Annotated in this window: 14 protein-coding genes and 2 pseudogenes; 10 read left to right on the forward strand and 6 right to left on the reverse strand. The window is 71.5% G+C overall.

Annotated elements, in window-relative coordinates:
- The first annotated feature begins 14 nt into the window (after positions 1–14).
- The 6 genes from ACQUQD_RS03750 (at position 15) to ACQUQD_RS03775 (ending at position 7,782) form a co-directional block, all read left to right on the forward strand.
- Positions 15–2,060, forward strand: a complete 2,046-nt coding sequence (locus ACQUQD_RS03750) for a bifunctional aldolase/short-chain dehydrogenase (protein ID WP_428950473.1) — start codon at positions 15–17, stop codon at positions 2,058–2,060.
- A gap of 128 nt (positions 2,061–2,188) precedes the next feature.
- Positions 2,189–3,631, forward strand: coding sequence for a rhamnulokinase (locus ACQUQD_RS03755; RefSeq protein WP_428950474.1), 1,443 nt, complete (start codon positions 2,189–2,191; stop codon positions 3,629–3,631).
- A 72-nt stretch (positions 3,632–3,703) separates the two neighbouring features.
- Positions 3,704–4,477, forward strand: coding sequence for a (Fe-S)-binding protein (locus ACQUQD_RS03760; RefSeq protein ID WP_428950475.1), 774 nt, complete (start codon positions 3,704–3,706; stop codon positions 4,475–4,477).
- A complete protein-coding gene (locus ACQUQD_RS03765) occupies positions 4,474–5,952 on the forward strand; it encodes a LutB/LldF family L-lactate oxidation iron-sulfur protein (protein WP_428950477.1) in 1,479 nt (492 codons plus the stop codon). Before ACQUQD_RS03760 ends, ACQUQD_RS03765 begins: the two co-directional genes overlap by 4 nt.
- The gene (locus ACQUQD_RS03770; RefSeq protein ID WP_428950478.1) at positions 5,949–6,596 is read left to right on the forward strand and encodes a LutC/YkgG family protein; all 648 of its coding nucleotides are present in this window, start codon (positions 5,949–5,951) and stop codon (positions 6,594–6,596) included. The genes ACQUQD_RS03765 and ACQUQD_RS03770 overlap by 4 nt, the downstream gene beginning before the upstream one ends.
- Positions 6,597–6,618: 22 nt before the next feature.
- Positions 6,619–7,782: an ABC transporter ATP-binding protein gene (locus tag ACQUQD_RS03775; protein WP_428950479.1), complete on the forward strand. Its 1,164-nt coding sequence runs from the start codon at positions 6,619–6,621 to the stop codon at positions 7,780–7,782.
- Positions 7,783–7,838: 56 nt separating this feature from the next.
- Here ACQUQD_RS03775 and ACQUQD_RS03780 read toward each other — a convergent pair whose 3' ends face one another.
- From ACQUQD_RS03780 to ACQUQD_RS03800, 5 genes are all read right to left on the reverse strand, one after another.
- A complete protein-coding gene (locus tag ACQUQD_RS03780; protein WP_428950480.1) occupies positions 7,839–8,354 on the reverse strand; it encodes a hypothetical protein in 516 nt (171 codons plus the stop codon).
- 92 nt (positions 8,355–8,446) lie between these two features.
- Positions 8,447–9,604 carry an NAD(P)/FAD-dependent oxidoreductase gene (locus ACQUQD_RS03785; protein WP_428950481.1) on the reverse strand — a complete coding sequence of 386 codons (1,158 nt, stop codon included), beginning with the start codon at positions 9,602–9,604 and terminating at the stop codon, positions 8,447–8,449.
- 82 nt (positions 9,605–9,686) lie between these two features.
- Positions 9,687–10,637, reverse strand: a complete 951-nt coding sequence (locus ACQUQD_RS03790) for an ABC transporter substrate-binding protein (protein ID WP_428950482.1) — start codon at positions 10,635–10,637, stop codon at positions 9,687–9,689.
- On the reverse strand, positions 10,634–11,308 hold the full coding sequence (locus tag ACQUQD_RS03795) for an ABC transporter permease (protein ID WP_428950483.1): 675 nt from the start codon (positions 11,306–11,308) through the stop codon (positions 10,634–10,636). Before ACQUQD_RS03795 ends, ACQUQD_RS03790 begins: the two co-directional genes overlap by 4 nt.
- Positions 11,305–11,997, reverse strand: coding sequence for an ABC transporter permease (locus tag ACQUQD_RS03800; RefSeq protein ID WP_428957445.1), 693 nt, complete (start codon positions 11,995–11,997; stop codon positions 11,305–11,307). The genes ACQUQD_RS03795 and ACQUQD_RS03800 overlap by 4 nt, the downstream gene beginning before the upstream one ends.
- A gap of 153 nt (positions 11,998–12,150) precedes the next feature.
- Here ACQUQD_RS03800 and ACQUQD_RS03805 point away from each other — a divergent pair, with 153 nt between their 5' ends.
- Positions 12,151–13,116, forward strand: coding sequence for a pirin family protein (locus ACQUQD_RS03805; RefSeq protein WP_428950484.1), 966 nt, complete (start codon positions 12,151–12,153; stop codon positions 13,114–13,116).
- A gap of 306 nt (positions 13,117–13,422) precedes the next feature.
- Positions 13,423–13,596 (forward strand): annotated as a pseudogene (locus tag ACQUQD_RS03810) (peroxiredoxin); the annotation flags it as partial.
- A 35-nt stretch (positions 13,597–13,631) separates the two neighbouring features.
- Here ACQUQD_RS03810 and ACQUQD_RS03815 read toward each other — a convergent pair.
- Positions 13,632–13,975 (reverse strand): annotated as a pseudogene (locus ACQUQD_RS03815) (transposase); the annotation flags it as partial.
- 573 nt (positions 13,976–14,548) lie between these two features.
- Between ACQUQD_RS03815 and ACQUQD_RS03820 the strand changes: the two are divergent.
- Both ACQUQD_RS03820 and ACQUQD_RS03825 read left to right on the forward strand, forming a co-directional pair.
- The gene (locus ACQUQD_RS03820) at positions 14,549–15,316 is read left to right on the forward strand and encodes a class I SAM-dependent methyltransferase (protein WP_428950485.1); all 768 of its coding nucleotides are present in this window, start codon (positions 14,549–14,551) and stop codon (positions 15,314–15,316) included.
- A gap of 310 nt (positions 15,317–15,626) precedes the next feature.
- Complete coding sequence (locus ACQUQD_RS03825; RefSeq protein ID WP_428950486.1) at positions 15,627–16,346, forward strand: 7-cyano-7-deazaguanine synthase; 720 nt, start codon at positions 15,627–15,629, stop codon at positions 16,344–16,346.
- The last annotated feature ends 74 nt before the right edge of the window (positions 16,347–16,420 follow it).

The raw sequence follows: 16,420 nt of genomic DNA on the forward strand, positions 1-16,420 counted from the left end.
CAAAGGAACCCGTCATGACCTCCGCCACCCCTCCCGAAGTCGCCGCGCTGCTGGCGCGCTCGAACCGCCTGGGCGCCGATCCCCGCAACACCAACTACGCGGGCGGCAACACCTCCGCCAAGGGCACCGACACCGACCCGGTGACCGGTGCGGACGTCGAGCTGATGTGGGTCAAGGGCTCGGGCGGCGACCTGGGCACGCTCACCGCGGCCGGGCTCGCCGCCCTGCGCCTGGACCGCCTGCGGGCGCTCACCGAGGTGTACCCGGGGGTGGAGCGCGAGGACGAGATGGTCGCCGCGTTCGACTACTGCCTGCACGGCAAGGGCGGCGCCGCGCCGTCCATCGACACCGCGATGCACGGTCTGGTGGACGCCGCCCACGTCGACCACCTGCACCCCGACTCCGGGATCGCGCTCGCCTGCGCCGCCGACGGTGAGAAGCTGACCGCCGAGTGCTTCGGCGACAAGGTCGCGTGGGTGCCGTGGCGGCGGCCCGGCTTCCAGCTCGGGCTCGACATCGCCGCACTCAAGGCCGCCCACCCCGAGGCCATCGGCTGCGTGCTGGGCGGTCACGGCATCACCGCGTGGGGCGACACCGCCGAGGAGTGCGAGGCGAACTCGCTGTTCATCATCCGGACCGCGGAGACGTTCCTCGCCGAGCGCGGCAAGGCCGAGCCGTTCGGTCCGGTCGTCGAGGGGTACGCGGCCCTGAGCGGGGCCGAGCGCAGGGCGCGCGCCGCCGAGCTCGCTCCGGTGATCCGGGGCCTGGCCTCCTTCGACCGGCCACAGGTCGGGCACTTCGACGACTCCGAGACCGTCCTCGACTTCCTGGCGAGCGCCGAGCACCCGCGCCTCGCCGCCCTCGGCACCTCCTGCCCCGACCACTTCCTGCGCACCAAGGTCCGCCCGCTGGTCCTCGACCTGCCACCGTCGGCCGGCCTCGACACGGCCGTCGCCCGGCTGAAGGAGCTGCACGCCGAGTACCGCGAGGAGTACGCCGCCTACTACGCGCGGCACGCCACGCCCGACTCCCCCGCGATGCGCGGCGCGGACCCGGCGATCGTGCTCGTCCCGGGTGTCGGCATGTTCAGCTTCGGCAAGGACAAGCAGACGGCGCGGGTCGCGGGCGAGTTCTACCTGAACGCGATCAACGTGATGCGGGGCGCCGAGGCCGTCTCCACGTACGCGCCCATCGAGGAGTCCGAGAAGTTCCGCATCGAGTACTGGGAGCTGGAGGAGGCCAAGCTGCGGCGGATGCCGAAGCCCAAGGCGCTCGCCACGCGCGTGGCGCTGGTGACGGGCGCGGGCAGCGGCATCGGCAGGGCCATCGCGCACCGCCTCTCCGCGGAGGGCGCCTGCGTCGTGGTCGCCGACCTCAACGCCGAGGGCGCGGCCACGGTCGCCGAGGAACTGGGCGGCGCGGACAAGGCCGTGGCGGTCACCGTCGACGTCACGTCGGAGGAGCAGATCACCGAGGCCTTCCGGGCCGCGGCGCTCGCCTTCGGCGGGGTCGACCTGGTCGTCAACAACGCCGGCATCTCCATCTCCAAGCCGCTGCTGGAGACGACGGCGAAGGACTGGGACCTCCAGCACGACATCATGGCGCGCGGCTCCTTCCTCGTCTCGCGCGAGGCGGCCCGCGTCATGCGGCAGCAGAGCATGGGCGGCGACATCGTCTACATCGCCTCCAAGAACGCCGTCTTCGCCGGCCCCAACAACGTCGCCTACTCGGCCACCAAGGCCGATCAGGCCCACCAAGTACGCCTTCTCGCAGCAGAGTTGGGCGGCGACGGCATCCGCGTCAACGGCGTCAACCCGGACGGTGTCGTGCGCGGCTCCGGCATCTTCGCGGGCGGCTGGGGCGCGCAGCGCGCGGCGACGTACGGCATCGAGGAGGAGAAGCTGGGCGAGTTCTACGCCCAGCGGACCCTGCTCAAGCGCGAGGTCCTCCCGGAGCATGTCGCCAACGCCGTGTTCGCCCTCACGGGCGGGGAGCTGACCCACACGACGGGCCTGCACGTCCCGGTGGACGCGGGGGTGGCGGCGGCGTTCTTGCGCTGACCGGGGACACCCGGGGCGCCGGATGACCGGCGCCCCGCAAGGGGCGCGGGGATCTGCGCGACCAGCCCACGACGACCCGCCCCCGGCGACACACCCCCAACCCGCAACGGCGCAAAGGCGAAACCTCCATGCCCACCACCCCCTACGCCGCGATAGACCTGGGCGCATCGAGCGGCCGAGTCATCACGGCCCAGGTCACCCCGACCACGCTGAACCTCAGCGAAGCGCACCGGTTCCCCAACCGACCGGTGAACGCCGGAGGCCACCTGCACTGGGACGTCCTCGCCCTGTACGCGGGCATCCTGGACGGCCTGCGCAAGGCCGGTCAGGTCCGGTCCGTCGGCATCGACAGCTGGGCCGTCGACCACGGGCTCCTCGACGCGGACGGCGCGCTCCTCGGCAACCCGTTCCACTACCGCGACACCCGCACGGACCACATCGCCGAGAAGGTCTGGGCGAGCGTGCCGCCGCAGGAGCTGTACGCCACGACCGGCCTCCAGTACGCCCCGTTCAACACCCTGTACCAGCTCGCGGCGGCCCGCGACACCGCTCAACTCCGTTCGGCACAGCGGCTGTTGCTGATCCCGGACCTGCTCACGTACTGGCTGACCGGGCAGCAGGGCACCGAGCTGACGAACGCCTCCACCACCCAGCTCATCGATCCCCGCACGGGTGACTGGGCGCGGGACGTCGCGGCCCGCAACGGCATCGACCTGGGCCTGTTCGCGCCGCTGCGCCGCCCCGGCGACCCGGCCGGCGAGCTGCTCCCCCGCGTCCTCGACGAGACCGGCCTGACCGGTCCCGTTCCGGTGACGACCGTGGCCTCCCACGACACCGCGTCCGCGGTCGCCGCGGTCCCTGCCACCGGGGAGAACTTCGCGTACATCTGCACCGGCACCTGGTCGCTCGCGGGTCTCGAACTCGACGCCCCCGTCCTGACCGAGGAGAGCCGCGCCGCGAACTTCACGAACGAGCTCGGCATCGACGGCACGGTCCGCTACCTGCGCAACATCATGGGCCTGTGGCTGCTCCAGGAGTGCCAACGCGCCTGGGACGAGACCGACTTGGCGGAGCTCCTGGACGAGGCCGCGCGGGCCACCGCGCTGCGCTCGGTCGTCGATGCGGGCGACGCCGCGTTCCTCGCCCCCGGCGACATGCCGGACCGGATCGCGGCCGCCTGCCGCGCCACCGGCCAGCCCGAGCCGCGCACCCGCGCCGAGACGACGCGCTGCATCCTCGACTCGCTCGCCCTCGCCCACCGCCGGGCCGTCGAGGAGGCGGCCCGCCTCGCCGACCGGCCGGTCGACGTCGTGCACATCGTCGGCGGCGGGGCCCGTAACGCCCTGCTGTGCCAACTGACCGCGGACGCCTGCGGACTGCCGGTCGTGGCGGGCCCCGCGGAGGCCGCCGCGCTCGGCAACGTCCTCGTGCAGGCGCGCGCCGACAGAGTCCTCGGCGACCGCGCGGCGATGCGCCGACTGGTCGCCGACAGCCAGCCGCTGACGCGCTACGCGCCGCGCGGCGACCGTGCCCGGTGGACGGCGGCCGCGGCCCGTGTCACCACCCCGTGACCCGGACCCCGGTACGACGTACCCTGCACCCATCCGATGATCGAGCCGAATCGACCGACCGAAGGGGCCACGATGCGTGTCGCGCTCTTCCTGACGTGTGTCAACGACACGCTCTACCCGGACACCGGACGTGCCGTGGTGAAACTGCTGACCAGACTGGGCGTGGAAGTGGACTTCCCGGCCGCCCAGACCTGCTGCGGACAGGCCCACTACAACACCGGCTACCGGCACGAGGCCGAGCCGCTGGCCCGCCACTTCTCCGATGTCTTCGGGCCGGGGATCGGCACGGGTGATTACGACGCCATCATCACGCCGTCCGGTTCGTGCGCGGCGATGGTGCGTGAGCTGTACCCCCGGATGGGCGAGCGGGCCCGCGCGGAGGGCCGCGGCGACGGCCTCGCGACGACGCTCGCGCCGGTCGTCCCGAAGACGTACGAACTGACGGAGTTCCTGGTGGACGTGCTCGGCGTCACCGACGTCGGCGCGTACTACCCGCACAAGGTGACGTACCACCCGACGTGCCACGGTCTGCGCTCTCTGGGCCTCGGCGACCGCCCCACCCAACTGCTCCGTGCCGTCAAGGGACTTGAGCTGGTGGAGCTGCCGGGCGCGCAGGAGTGCTGCGGCTTCGGCGGCACCTTCGCCGTGAAGAACTCCGATGTCTCGTCGGCGATGGGCGCCGACAAGGTGCGCAACGCCGAGTCGACGGGCGCGGACGTGCTGTGCGCCGCCGACAACTCGTGCCTGATGCACATCGGCGGCACGATGAGCCGTCTGCGCACGGCGCTCCGGCCGGTCCACATCGCGGAGATCCTGGCGAGCACGGAAGAGGAGCCCCTGGCATGAGCGGCACGTATCTCGGGATGCCGGCCTTCCCGAAGGCCGCGCACGACGCCGTACGGAACACGACGCTGCGCGCCAATCTGCGGCACGCCACCCACACCATCCGCGACAAGCGCGCCCGCGCCGTCGCCGAACTGGACGACTGGGCGCGGCTGCGCGAGGCGGGCAAACAGATCAAGGACCACACGCTGCGCCATCTGGAGCACTACCTGGTCCAGTTGGAGGAGGCGGTGACGGCGGCGGGCGGCACCGTCCACTGGGCCGCCGACGCCGACGAGGCCAACCGCATCGTCACCCGGCTCGTCCGCGAGACGGGCGAGACCGAAGTGGTCAAGGTCAAGTCGATGGCCACGCAGGAGATCGGCCTCAACGAAGCCCTCGAGGAAGCCGGCATCGCCGCCTACGAGACCGACCTCGCCGAGCTCATCGTGCAACTCGGCGACGACCGCCCCTCGCACATCCTGGTCCCGGCGATCCACCGCAACCGCGGCGAGATCCGCGACATCTTCGAGCGGAAGATGGGCAGTTGGGGCCGGCCGGCTCCCGACGGACTCACCGACACTCCCGCCGAACTGGCCGAGGCGGCCCGCCTTCACCTGCGCGAGAAGTTCCTGCGCGCCAAGGTCGGCATCTCCGGGGCGAACTTCATGGTCGCCGAGACCGGCACCCTCGTCGTCGTCGAGTCCGAGGGCAACGGCCGCATGTGCCTGACCCTGCCCGAGACCCTGATCTCCGTCGTCGGCATCGAGAAGGCCGTGCCCACCTGGCAGGACCTGGAGGTCTTCCTCCAGACGCTCCCCCGCTCCTCCACCGCCGAGCGCATGAACCCGTACACGTCGACGTGGACCGGCACCACCGACTCCGACGGCCCGCGGACGTTCCACCTGGTGCTGCTCGACAACGGCCGCACCGACACCCTCGCCGACGAGGTGGGCCGCCAGGCCCTGCGCTGCATCCGCTGCTCGGCGTGCCTCAACGTCTGCCCGGTGTACGAGCGGGCGGGCGGCCACGCCTACGGCTCGGTCTACCCGGGCCCGATCGGCGCCATCCTCAGCCCGCAGCTGCGCGGCACCGGGAGCGAGATCGACGCGTCGCTGCCGTACGCGTCGTCGCTGTGCGGCGCCTGCTACGAGGTGTGCCCGGTCGCCATCGACATCCCCGAGGTGCTGGTGCATCTGCGGGAGCGGGTCGTCCAGGGCGGCGAGGTGACCCGGCGCGGCGCGAAGGTGACGCTGAAACCGGCGAAGGGGCACGCGGCGGAGCGGGCCGCGATGCGCGCGGCCCGCTGGGCGTTCACCCACCCGGCCGCACTCGGCACCGGCCAGCGCCTGGCCTCGCGGACCCGCCGCTTCCATCCGCGCACGGTGCCGGGCCCCGGCCGCGCGTGGACGGCCACCCGGGATCTGCCGACGGTGCCGGCGGAACCGTTCCGCGACTGGTGGCAGCGGACGAACGGCGGAAAGGGCGGAGCGAAGTGAGCAGCAGGGACGTGATCCTGGGCCGGGTACGACGGGCGCTCGGGGGCCCGGCGGGGGCCCCGGCGACGTACGACACCGATATCGACCGGAGCTATCTGCGCGAGCACGGCGACCGCACGGTCGAGCAGACGGTGGATCTGCTGGCGGAGAATCTGGCGGACTACCGGGCGATCGTGCACCGGTGCACCGGCGCGGAACTGCCTCAGACGGTCATGCGGCTGCTGGCCGCGCACGGCTCGCAGACGGTGGTCGTGCCGCCGGAGCTTCCCGTGGAGTGGCTGGCCGCGGCCGATCCCACGCGGATCCAGGACCGCGCGGCGCACACCCCCGCCGAACTCGACGAGGTCGACAGCGTCGTCACCGCCTGCGCGGTCGCCGTCGCCGAGACCGGCACGATCGTCCTCGACGGCTCCCCCGACCAGGGCCGCCGCCGCATCACCCTCGTCCCCGACCACCACATCTGCGTCGTCCGCGTCCCCGGCCAGGTCGTCTCCTCGGTCCCTCAGGCCCTCGAACGGCTCGATCCGACGCGCCCCCTGACGTGGATCTCGGGCCCGTCCGCGACCAGCGACATCGAGCTGGACCGGGTCGAGGGGGTGCACGGTCCGCGCACGCTGGAGGTGGTGCTGGTGAGCGAGGAGTGAGACGCGCGGTTAGCGTGAGCTCATGATCCGGTTCGACCAAGTCACCAAGCGGTACGCGGACGGCACCACGGCGGTCGACGACCTCTCCTTCGAGGTCGCCGAGGGCGAACTGGTCACGCTCGTCGGCCCGTCCGGCTGCGGCAAGACCACGACGATGATGATGGTCAACCGGCTCATCGAGCCGACGTCCGGCCGTATCTACGTCGAGGGCGAGGACATCGCGTCCGTCGATCCGGTCAAGCTGCGCAGGCGCATCGGCTACGTCATCCAGCAGGTCGGCCTCTTCCCGCACCGCACCATCCTCGACAACACGGCGACCGTCCCGGCCCTGATCGGCTGGAAGAAGCCGAAGGCGCGGGCGCGCGCCGCGGAGCTGCTCGATCTGGTGGGCCTGGACCCGAAGACGTACGGCAGCCGCTATCCGGAACAGCTGTCGGGCGGTCAGCGCCAGCGGGTGGGCGTGGCCCGGGCGCTGGCCGCGGATCCGCCGGTCCTGCTGATGGACGAACCGTTCGGCGCGGTCGACCCGGTGGTGCGCGAGCAGCTGCAGGACGAGTTCCTGCGGATGCAGGCGGCGGTGCGCAAGACGGTCCTGCTGGTCACGCACGACATCGAGGAGGCGGTCCGGCTCGGCGACCGGATCGCGGTGTACGGGCAGGGGCGCATCGAGCAGTTCGACACCCCGGGCGCGGTGCTGGGCACCCCCGCGACGCCGTACGTCGCCGAGTTCGTCGGCGCGGACCGCGGGCTCAAGCGGCTGTCGGTGACCGAGATCGAGGCGGACGACCTGGAACAGCCGTCGGTGGCCCGGCTCGACGAGTCCGCCGCGCAGGCCGCGGCCCGGATGCGTGAGGAGGCGGTCCGCTGGGCCGTGGTCCTGGACGCACAGGGCGATCTGCACGGCTGGGTCGGGATCGACGAGGTCACGCTGGCCGGGCCGGACGGCCGGGTCGCCGATCTGGCGCACCGGATGAACGCGTGGGTGCCGATCGGCGCCCCGCTCAAGCAGGCGTTCGGCGTGATGCTCCAGCACGACGCCGGCTGGGTGGCGGTCCTGGACGGCTCGCGCTTCCTCGGCGTCCTCACCCCGGCGAAGCTGCACGAGGCGCTGCGCCGGTCGGTCGACGCGGACGCACAGGGGGTCGGCCGCGACGAGGTGGAGTTCGACTCGGTCGCCGACGCCTGACTCGTTCCCGCCGCCCACTGCCACTGTCACTGCTGCGAAGGGGGGCCAGAAGATGACTACGTCTCATCCAGTGCGGCGGCAGCCGCATCCACGGTGGGCCTGATCAGCCGTATGTACGCACGCAGGGTCTCCTGGAACTCGCGACGGTTCTCCCGGCACACGTTCTGGGCCAGGGCCGCCAGAGCGGTGCTGAGCGTCCCCGACATGATCAACAAGTTCGACGCCGCGACCTCGACGGCGGACGGGCCTTCCAGACCGATCAGCGTCACGGCCCGACGCAGGTGCTGATGCCGGTCGCGGTGAGCGTCCAGTGCGGCTTCGCACTCGGTCGTCGCCAGACCGTCGATGCCTCGAAGCCCGTCGGCGACGGACTGAGCCCGCTCGATGAGGTCCAGGTAGGCGGCCCGCCGAGTCTGCCGGATGCCTTCGCGACGCTGCGCGTCCACCGTGGCACCGACCTGGATCCGCGCAGCGGTCGCATTGCCCCTGCTGGTCAACCAACTGGCCAGCGAGCTGGCCGCGATCGCCGTCACACCAGTGAGACCAGCCACGAGCAACGAGGTGTCAGACACGCCGACGAGTCTCTCCAAGAAGACGACGCGTCGGCCACCGCTTCCGCACCGATTCCCTGTCCGACCGACGGCACGACCCGATGAGCCTCACCCTAAGGTGCAGATTGAGGCCTGGGGCGCCAGTGGTTCATGGCGCGCAAGTTCTCGTCCTGTACGTCGCTGGGGACGGTCCGGTCCGGCCGGTACGCGGCGAGGTCGGCGACGGGCCGTCCGGTGGCGATCTCCTGCGCGGCGAGCCGGCCGAGCACCGGCGCGAGGGTGACCGCGCTGTGCGAGACGAGGTGGTAGAGGCCGGGCGCCCCCGCGGCCACTCCCACCAGCGGCAGCCCGTCGGAGGGCACGGGCCGCACCCCGATGCGCGCGTCCTCGATCCGGGCCCGCGCCAGGCCGGGGACAACGGCTTCGGCGCGCCGGTGCAGTTCCTGCGGGAGGCCGCGGGCCGCGCCGTCGAGTCGTGCGTCGACCTCCCAGGACAGGGCCAGCACGCCCCCGCCCGGGGTGGGCCGCAGGTCGATGTCGGGGGCGGCGACGATCGCGGTCAGCGGCTCCCCCGGCAGCGGGTCCGTCTCGGTGACTAGACCCGGGACCTGACGCAGGGGCAGCCGGACCCCGGCGAACCCGGCGATCCGGTCGGCCGCGGGCCCGGCGCAGTTGACGACGACATCGGCGCTCCAGGAGCGCGCCCCCGCCACGACGCCGGTGATCCGCCCGTCCGCCCGCGTCAGACCGGTGACGGCCACCCCGTAGTGTGTCTCGGCGCCGTGCCGCACGGCGTCGTCGAGCAGGGCGTGCACGAAGCGCGGCGCGTCGAACCAGGCCGTGTTCTCGTGCACCACGACCTCGTCGGCACCGCAGGCGGCCGGGTCCACGGCCGGCGCCAGCTCGCTCAGCACGGACGGCGGGGCGAGGCGGCACTCGTGGCCCCAGCCCCGGGCGCGCAGGGCCCGTTCGCGCAGCGCCCGGTGCGCGTCGTCGCCGTCGGCCCACTGCAGGAGCGGCGCCGGGTGCCGCCAGGCCGGGCCGCCGAGCGCCTCGGACAGGAGGCGGTGCTCCTCGGAGCCCTGCCGGTTCAGCCGGTAGTACGCGTACGGGGTCTTGAGGTGGGTCACGTCCGCCGAGAACGTGGCGCCGGAGGTGCCGCTCGCGGGCCGGGCCCGCTCCACGACGACGACACGGACGCCCGCGCGGGCGAGATGACGGCTGACGCAGGCGCCGAGCACGCCCGCGCCGACGACGACGGCTGAGGTCATGGACGATCCTGTCCGGACGGGTCGGGGCGGGGGGCGTTCCACCTTCCCGCGATCCAGCCCCCGCACACCCTCCCGTATCGGCCTACTTCAGGAGTCCCTTGTCCTCCAGGTACGTCCTGGCGACGTCCTCGGGAAGCCGCCGCCAGCTGTCGACCTGCTGGTTCAGGGAGGCCAGATCCTCCGTGGTCAGTACGGAGTTGAGGGCCCCGAGGGCCGCGGCGACCTTGGCGCTGCCCGCCCGTGACCGGTTCACGACGGGCACGATGTAGTCGGCGTTCTGCAGATGCTTGTCGTCGTCGAGGAGGACGAGGCCGAAGTCGGCCAGGGTCGCGTCGGTGGACGTGGTCAGCACCATCTGGTCCTGCCCGCTCTGCACGGCCTTCTTGGACTGGGTGGTGCCGACGCCCTTCGGGTCGACGCCGGTGATGTCGATGCCGTAGACCTTCTTCAGCCCCGGTTCGCAGTAGGGCCGCTGGACGCATTCGTCACCGGCGGCGAGCCGTACCTCGAGGCCCGACGCGCCCAGGTCGCTGAGGGTCTTGAGGTGATGCCGCGCGGCGTAGGACCGGGCGACGGCGAACGCGTTCTGGTCGACGGCCTTGCCGGCGTCGAGGACCACGAGGCCCCGCGGCCGGGCCAGTCCCCGCAGCGCCTTCATGGTGGCGTCCAGGTCGGGCGAGCCGACGGGATCGGCGTCGGCCCCGTTGGTCTTGGCGTTGAGCCAGTCGGCGAAGGTGGCCGCGTATTCCGGGACAACGTCGATCTGGCCGGATTCCAGGGCGGGTTCGTACAGCTCCCGGTTGGCGACGGACAGGATCTCGGTCCCGTAGCCGGCGTTCTTCAGCAGCAGCGCGTACATGGTGGCGAGCAGGTCGCTCTCGGTGAACCCGGCGGATCCGATGACGAGGTGCTTGCTGTCGCCGGGCGGCGCCGTCACCTCGCCCTGGTTCTCGAGGGACGGCCCGCTGGAACACCCGGCGACGAGCAGCACGAGCCCCAGCAGCGCCGCCAGTCCGCGCAGTCGCGCCCTCATCCGGCCCTCCCCCGCGCCCAGGACGGCGCGAGCCGCTCGGCGATCTCGAAGAGTCCCTCGACGACGAGGGCGAACACGGCGACGAGCACGGCGCCGGCGACCACCTGCGGTGTGCTGGCGAGGTTGAACCCGGCGGTGATGATGCGTCCGAGGCCGCCGCCGCCCGCGAGGGCGGCGATGGTGGCGGTGGCGACGAGTTGCACGGCCGCGATCCGTACCCCGTTGAGGATCATGGGCAGCGCGAGCGGCGCCTCGACCCGCAGCAGCATCTGCCGCCCGGTCATGCCCATGCCCCGCGCGGCCCGGACGACTTCCCGGTCGACGCCGCGCATGCCCACGTACGCGTTGGTGAGCAGCGGCGGCACGGCGAACAGGACGAGGGCGACGACGGTCGGCCCTTCGCCGTACTTCCCCAGCGGCGTGAGCAGCAGGAGCACGAGGACGGCGAAGGTGGGCACGGCCCGTCCGACGTTGGAGATGTTCACGGCGAGTGCCCCGCCCTTGCCCAGGTGCCCGAGCACCAGGGCGATGGGCAGGGCGATCAGGCAGCTGATGACCAGGCACACGAGCGTGAGCACGAGGTGCTGGGTGAGCCGGTGCCAGATGCCGTCGTCGCCGGACCAGTGCGACGGGTCGCTGAGCCAGTCCCAGGCGTCGGTGAGGGTCTTCACGCGCGGCTCGCTCTCGTCCAGGGGGTGAGCAGCCGGCCCACGCCCAGCAGCACCAGATCGGCGGCGATGGCGATGACGACGCAGAGCACGGAGGCGGTCAGTACCTGCGCCTTGAAGTACGTGTTCATCCCGGCGTAGATCAGGTTCCCGAGGCCCCCGTAGCCGACGATGGCGCCGACGGTCACCAGGGACACGGCCGACACGGTCGCGATGCGCAGCCCGGCCATGGCGGCGGGCAGGGCGAGGGGCAGCTCCACGGTGAGCAGCAGCCGGATCGGCCCGTATCCCATACCGCGCGCGGCCTGCCGGGTCTCCTCGGGCACGGCGCGCAGCCCGGCGAGGATGTTCCGCACGAGCAGGGTCAGCGAGTACAGCACGAGGCCGGCGACGACGAGCGTGGCGGAGAGCCCGTAGGCGGGCAGCAGCAACGAGAACATGGCCAGCGACGGGATCGTGTACAGCACGGTGGTCAGGGCGAGCACGGGCCCGGCGGCCCACCCCCACCGTCGCGCGACGACGGCGAGCGGTACGGCGATGACGAGGGCGATCGCGACGGCGACGAGGGTGATCTGCAGATGCTGCACGACGGCGTCGACGAGGATGTGCCGGCGCGTGCTCAGGTACTCGCCGCAGATCCAGTCGTTGCGGGCGAGGCAGTCGTCCGGCGGTGTGTCGGGCACCGCGGTCACGAGGGGCACTCGTCCATTCCAGTGGCAGGGACGGCGCGGGGCGCGCTGGGATGACCCGTACGGGCGGCAGGCGCACCGGGCGCGCGCCGTCCGACGGGGCGACTTCCGGCCTCGGGCCTGACGGGACACGGCGGCGGGACTAGGTTGTCCGACATGAGCAATCTTGATCGCGAGGCGGTGCCCTCCGTGTGCGGCGGACGCGGCTTCGTCGTGGCGGAACCGGTACGGGAACTCCTCAGCCCGCGCAGGGTGAAGCTGGGCGGGTCCACGGAGGTGCGCCGGCTGCTCCCGAATCTGGGCCGGCGCATGGTGGGGGCCTGGGCCTTCGTCGATCACTACGGCCCCGACGACATCGCCGACGAGCCCGGCATGCAGGTGCCGCCCCACCCGCACATGGGGCTGCAGACGGTGAGCTGGCTGCACGACGGCGAGGTGCTGCACCGCGACAGCACGGGCAGCCTGCAGACGATCCGCCCCCGCGAACTCGGTCTCATGACGTCGGGCCGGGCGATCTCCCACTCCGAGGAGAGCCCGAAGTCCCACGCCCGCTTCCTGCACGGCGCGCAGCTGTGGGTGGCGCTTCCCGACGCCCACCGCCACACGGACCCGCACTTCGAGCACCACGCAGATCTGCCGACGGTGACGGCCCCCGGTCTGACCGCGACGGTCGTCCTCGGCTCGCTGGACGGGGCGTCCTCCCCCGGCACCACGTACACCCCGATCGTCGGCGCGGACCTGGCCCTGGCCCACGGCGCCGACGTCCGCGTCCCCCTGGACCCCGACTTCGAGTACGCGGCCTTGTCGATGTCCGGCGAGTCCCACGTCGACGGCGTCCCGCTGCTCCCCGGCTCGATGCTCTACCTCGGCTGCGGCCGCACCGAACTCCCGGTCCGGGCGGCGTCGGACGCGGGCCTGATGCTGCTGGGCGGCGAGCCGTTCGAGGAGGAGCTGGTGATGTGGTGGAACTTCATCGGCAGGTCGCAGGACGAGATCACGCAGGCGCGGGAGGACTGGATGAGTGGGTCGCGATTTGGGGATGTGAAGGGGTACGACGGAGGGCGGTTGGATGCGCCTGAGCTGCCGCCTGTGCCGCTTAAACCGCGAGGTCGGGTGCGCTGAACGGGCTGTTCTCGGCGCACTCCACGTGAAGTCGGACGAGCAGCAAAGTCGACTCACCTGACTTCCCTCCCACGCGATCGTAAACGCTTCTCGGAACACCTGGACCCGCACTTATGAGTCGCAAGTTTCGTCAGCTGTAGCCAGCTTTAGCCGGACTGATGCTGACCCAATGCTGACTTTCGTAACGCCCCGTCAGTTCCAAGTCGACGCCCGACCTCTGTCCCGCTCCGGCCGCCTGAGCTCGTGCTTCTGTAGCCAGAGCCGAACCGCCGCGCTCAAGGAGCAGCGATCCAAGCGGCACAGAGAGGTGTGGTGCGCGGGCAGTTCGGTGTGGCCCGCGGTTTCGGCCCGCTGCCGACGAAGCGGGCCACTTTCGTCATCGGCACGGACCGGCGCGTACTCGAAGTGGTACGCAGCGAGTTCAGAATGAGCGCGCACGCGGACCAGGCCCTGGCGGCCCTGCGCAAGGCCGCTTCCTGAGGTTTACCTAGAGGCTGTCCCGTATGGGGCTGGAGTTATCCAGTGAGGGCGATGTTGTGGGGGTGTGCGACACCGAGCATGGCTTGGTGCACGCCGTTGCCCTTGAGTCGGCAGTCCCGCAGGATCTTTCAGTTCTTCAGGCGGGACAAGGCGTGCTCGACACGCGCCCGGGCCCGGCGGTGGACCGCGTTCTCAGCCTCCTGTGCCGGGCTCAGGCACTGTTGATCTGGACGTCTGCGGTGCGGGATGAGCAGTCCGGTTCCTTGGTAGCCGCCATCCGCGATCACGGGAACACCGCGGCAGGCCGCATCGACGCCGGACACGGTGAAGGCCCGGCAGTCGTTCGGTTACCGGGCAGTGGATCGCCGATGGCCACCACCCGCGTATCCCTTCTCGGTAGACAGTGAGCGCGCAGGACCGTATCCGGCTCATGCTGTGGGACCTGAAGCACGGAACAACAGCCAGGCATCCTGCCCAGATCATTCCGACCCCGGTCCCGCCGACTCCGGTCTGCTCGGCGGCGAAACCCGCGGGCAGTGAGGGAGGGCCGCGATGCTGATGGCCGCGATCACCAGGCCGTCTTCCTCACGCACCGGAGGCCCTCCAGTTGGAACCGCCACACTCGGCCTCCGGCGACGACGGCAAGGTCGCCCTGAGCCATCAACAGCAACAGCAACAGCAACATCGTTGTGGGAGATATCGAGCCGTGCTGCCCGCCGGTGACAGCCGCGCCGCCTCCCCTCCCGCCCGAGGCCGCCGCGCCGGTCACGGCACGCACGGCGTCCGCCTGCGCAGTCCGACCAGCCTCGGCTCATGCCCGCTCGGGCAGTGGGGGTGACTTTGTGGTCGCCCTCCGGACCGCGCAGGTCCGAACGGTGGGCCCTTCAGCATGGAGCGGGCGCCCGACAGCATGGACCGTTCCACACCTCGACGGTTGAGCGAAGGGCAGATCATGGCGGAGCAGCAGGGGTTCTACTCCAAGGTCGCCGAGAAGTTCGGTGGGTACTCCAGCGGTGCGCGGCGCACCACCTCCTATCCACAAGGGGATCCGGAGGAGGAATTCGATGCCCTGGTGCACGAACTCGGCTCGGCTACAGGCAAGTTGCTGGATGTCGGCTGCGCCGATGGCCTGAACCTGCTGGGCCTCGCCCCCTCGTTCGGGCGAGTGGACGGGCTGGATCTGTCCCCGGAAATGCTGGCGTCGGCCGAACGGCACCGGGCCGCATCGGGACTGGACCATGTCCGGTTCGCCGGCGGGGACGCCTCGGCCACCGGCTTCCCCGCCGGAACCTTCGATCTGGTCACCTCGCGGCGCGGTCCGTTGTTCCCGGAGGAGTTCCGCAGGGTGCTGCGCCACGGCGGATCAGTGGTCTACCTGGGTATCGGTGAGCGGGATGTGCGGACGTTGAAGGAGACGTTCGGCCGGGGCCAGTTGTACGGACGCTGGGCCGGGACGCCAGTGGCGCTGGAGGAGCGTCGCAGGCTTGAGGACGCGGGTTTCACCGTCGATTACGAGCGCGAGTTCTCCTACGACGAGTTCTTCCACACCCCTGAAGATCTGGACCGGTTCCTGCAGATGGTGCCGATCTTCGAGGACTACGACACCGAGTCCGATCGCGAGGCCTTCGATCGCTACGTCACGCGGGCGACCGCGCAGGAGGGCATCCACCTGGCCCGGCACTGGTTCGTTCTCCGGGCCCAGCTCACCGCCGAGGACTGACCGGCCAGAGCACGACGAAGGCCCGGACACACCCATGGTGTCCGGGCCTTCGTCGTGCTCTGCGCGGCTGTCGCCCCTCGACGGGCTCCGCGTGGCCGCGCCCGCTCTCGCGCCGACGAGTGTCCGCTCGGCCACCCGATGTTGTCCGTCCGGCGGGCACGGCTGCACGAGAGGACAACGGGCAGATCTTGGGCGCCCGTACCGCCGGACATGTCCCCCACCGCCCCCGGCGACGCAGCATGGGTGACGGCGCCGACGAGACCGGGCGGCCGGTCACCTTCTTGGTGCACTGACGAAGTGAGGACGACACGTGTCAAAGATCATTGCGGTGGTGTCCGGCGGAATCGACTCCGTCACCATGGCGTACCAGTTGCGGGCGCAGGGCCACGACCTGCACCTGCTCGGCATCGACTACGGGCAGCGCCACCGACGCGAACTCGACTGTGCCCGGCTGGTCGCCCGCCGCCTCGACGCCCCGTACGAGGAAGCCGATCTCGGCGGCGCCCGCGGAGTACTGCGCGGCTCCTCCCTCACGGACTCCGCCGTCGATGTCCCGGACGAGGGCACGGGTGGCGGCGGGCCGGCCGACAGTGACATCGCGGTCCCCGGCCGTCCCAACATCGTCCCCAACCGAAACGCCCTGTTGCTCTCAGCGGCGTTCGCGCTGGCCGTCGTGGAGCGGGCCGAAGCCGTCGCCTTCGGGATCATGGCGGAGGACATAGGTCCATCGGACACATCGCTCGAGTTCCTGGACGCCTTCCTCGCCATGGAGCGCATCGCGACCCGCGGTCACGCCCACCCGGACCTGGACCTGATCGCGCCCCTGGCCCGGCTGCTCAAGCGTGAGGTCATCACCCTCGGCGATCAGCTCTCCGTGCCGTTCGAGGACACCTGGACCTGCTTCCGCGGTGAGGAGGTGCACTGCGGGAGGTGTGCGTCCTGCATCGAGCGCCGCGAAGCATTCACCGCGGCCGGTGTCCACGACCCCACCGTCTACGCCGCCTCAAGAGCGCCCTCGGCGTCGGCTTGAGGGCCTTTCCCCGCTGAATTGCGCCCCGGGCGGAGCGGCTCTTCCCACCCTGCTTCGCAGGACCCTCGTTCCCT

It is taken from the genome of Streptomyces sp. cg35, assembly GCF_050410835.1.
Taxonomy (GTDB): Bacteria; Actinomycetota; Actinomycetes; order Streptomycetales; family Streptomycetaceae; genus Streptomyces.

Coding starts and splice junctions, on each gene's coding strand:
- ACQUQD_RS03750 (WP_428950473.1), top strand. CDS start 15: ATGACCTCCGCCACCCCTCCCGAAGTCGCCGCGCTGCTGGCGCGCTCG.
- ACQUQD_RS03755 (WP_428950474.1), top strand. CDS start 2,189: ATGCCCACCACCCCCTACGCCGCGATAGACCTGGGCGCATCGAGCGGC.
- ACQUQD_RS03760 (WP_428950475.1), top strand. CDS start 3,704: ATGCGTGTCGCGCTCTTCCTGACGTGTGTCAACGACACGCTCTACCCG.
- ACQUQD_RS03765 (WP_428950477.1), top strand. CDS start 4,474: ATGAGCGGCACGTATCTCGGGATGCCGGCCTTCCCGAAGGCCGCGCAC.
- ACQUQD_RS03775 (WP_428950479.1), top strand. CDS start 6,619: ATGATCCGGTTCGACCAAGTCACCAAGCGGTACGCGGACGGCACCACG.
- ACQUQD_RS03785 (WP_428950481.1), bottom strand. CDS start 9,604: ATGACCTCAGCCGTCGTCGTCGGCGCGGGCGTGCTCGGCGCCTGCGTC.
- ACQUQD_RS03790 (WP_428950482.1), bottom strand. CDS start 10,637: ATGAGGGCGCGACTGCGCGGACTGGCGGCGCTGCTGGGGCTCGTGCTG.
- ACQUQD_RS03805 (WP_428950484.1), top strand. CDS start 12,151: ATGAGCAATCTTGATCGCGAGGCGGTGCCCTCCGTGTGCGGCGGACGC.
- ACQUQD_RS03820 (WP_428950485.1), top strand. CDS start 14,549: ATGGCGGAGCAGCAGGGGTTCTACTCCAAGGTCGCCGAGAAGTTCGGT.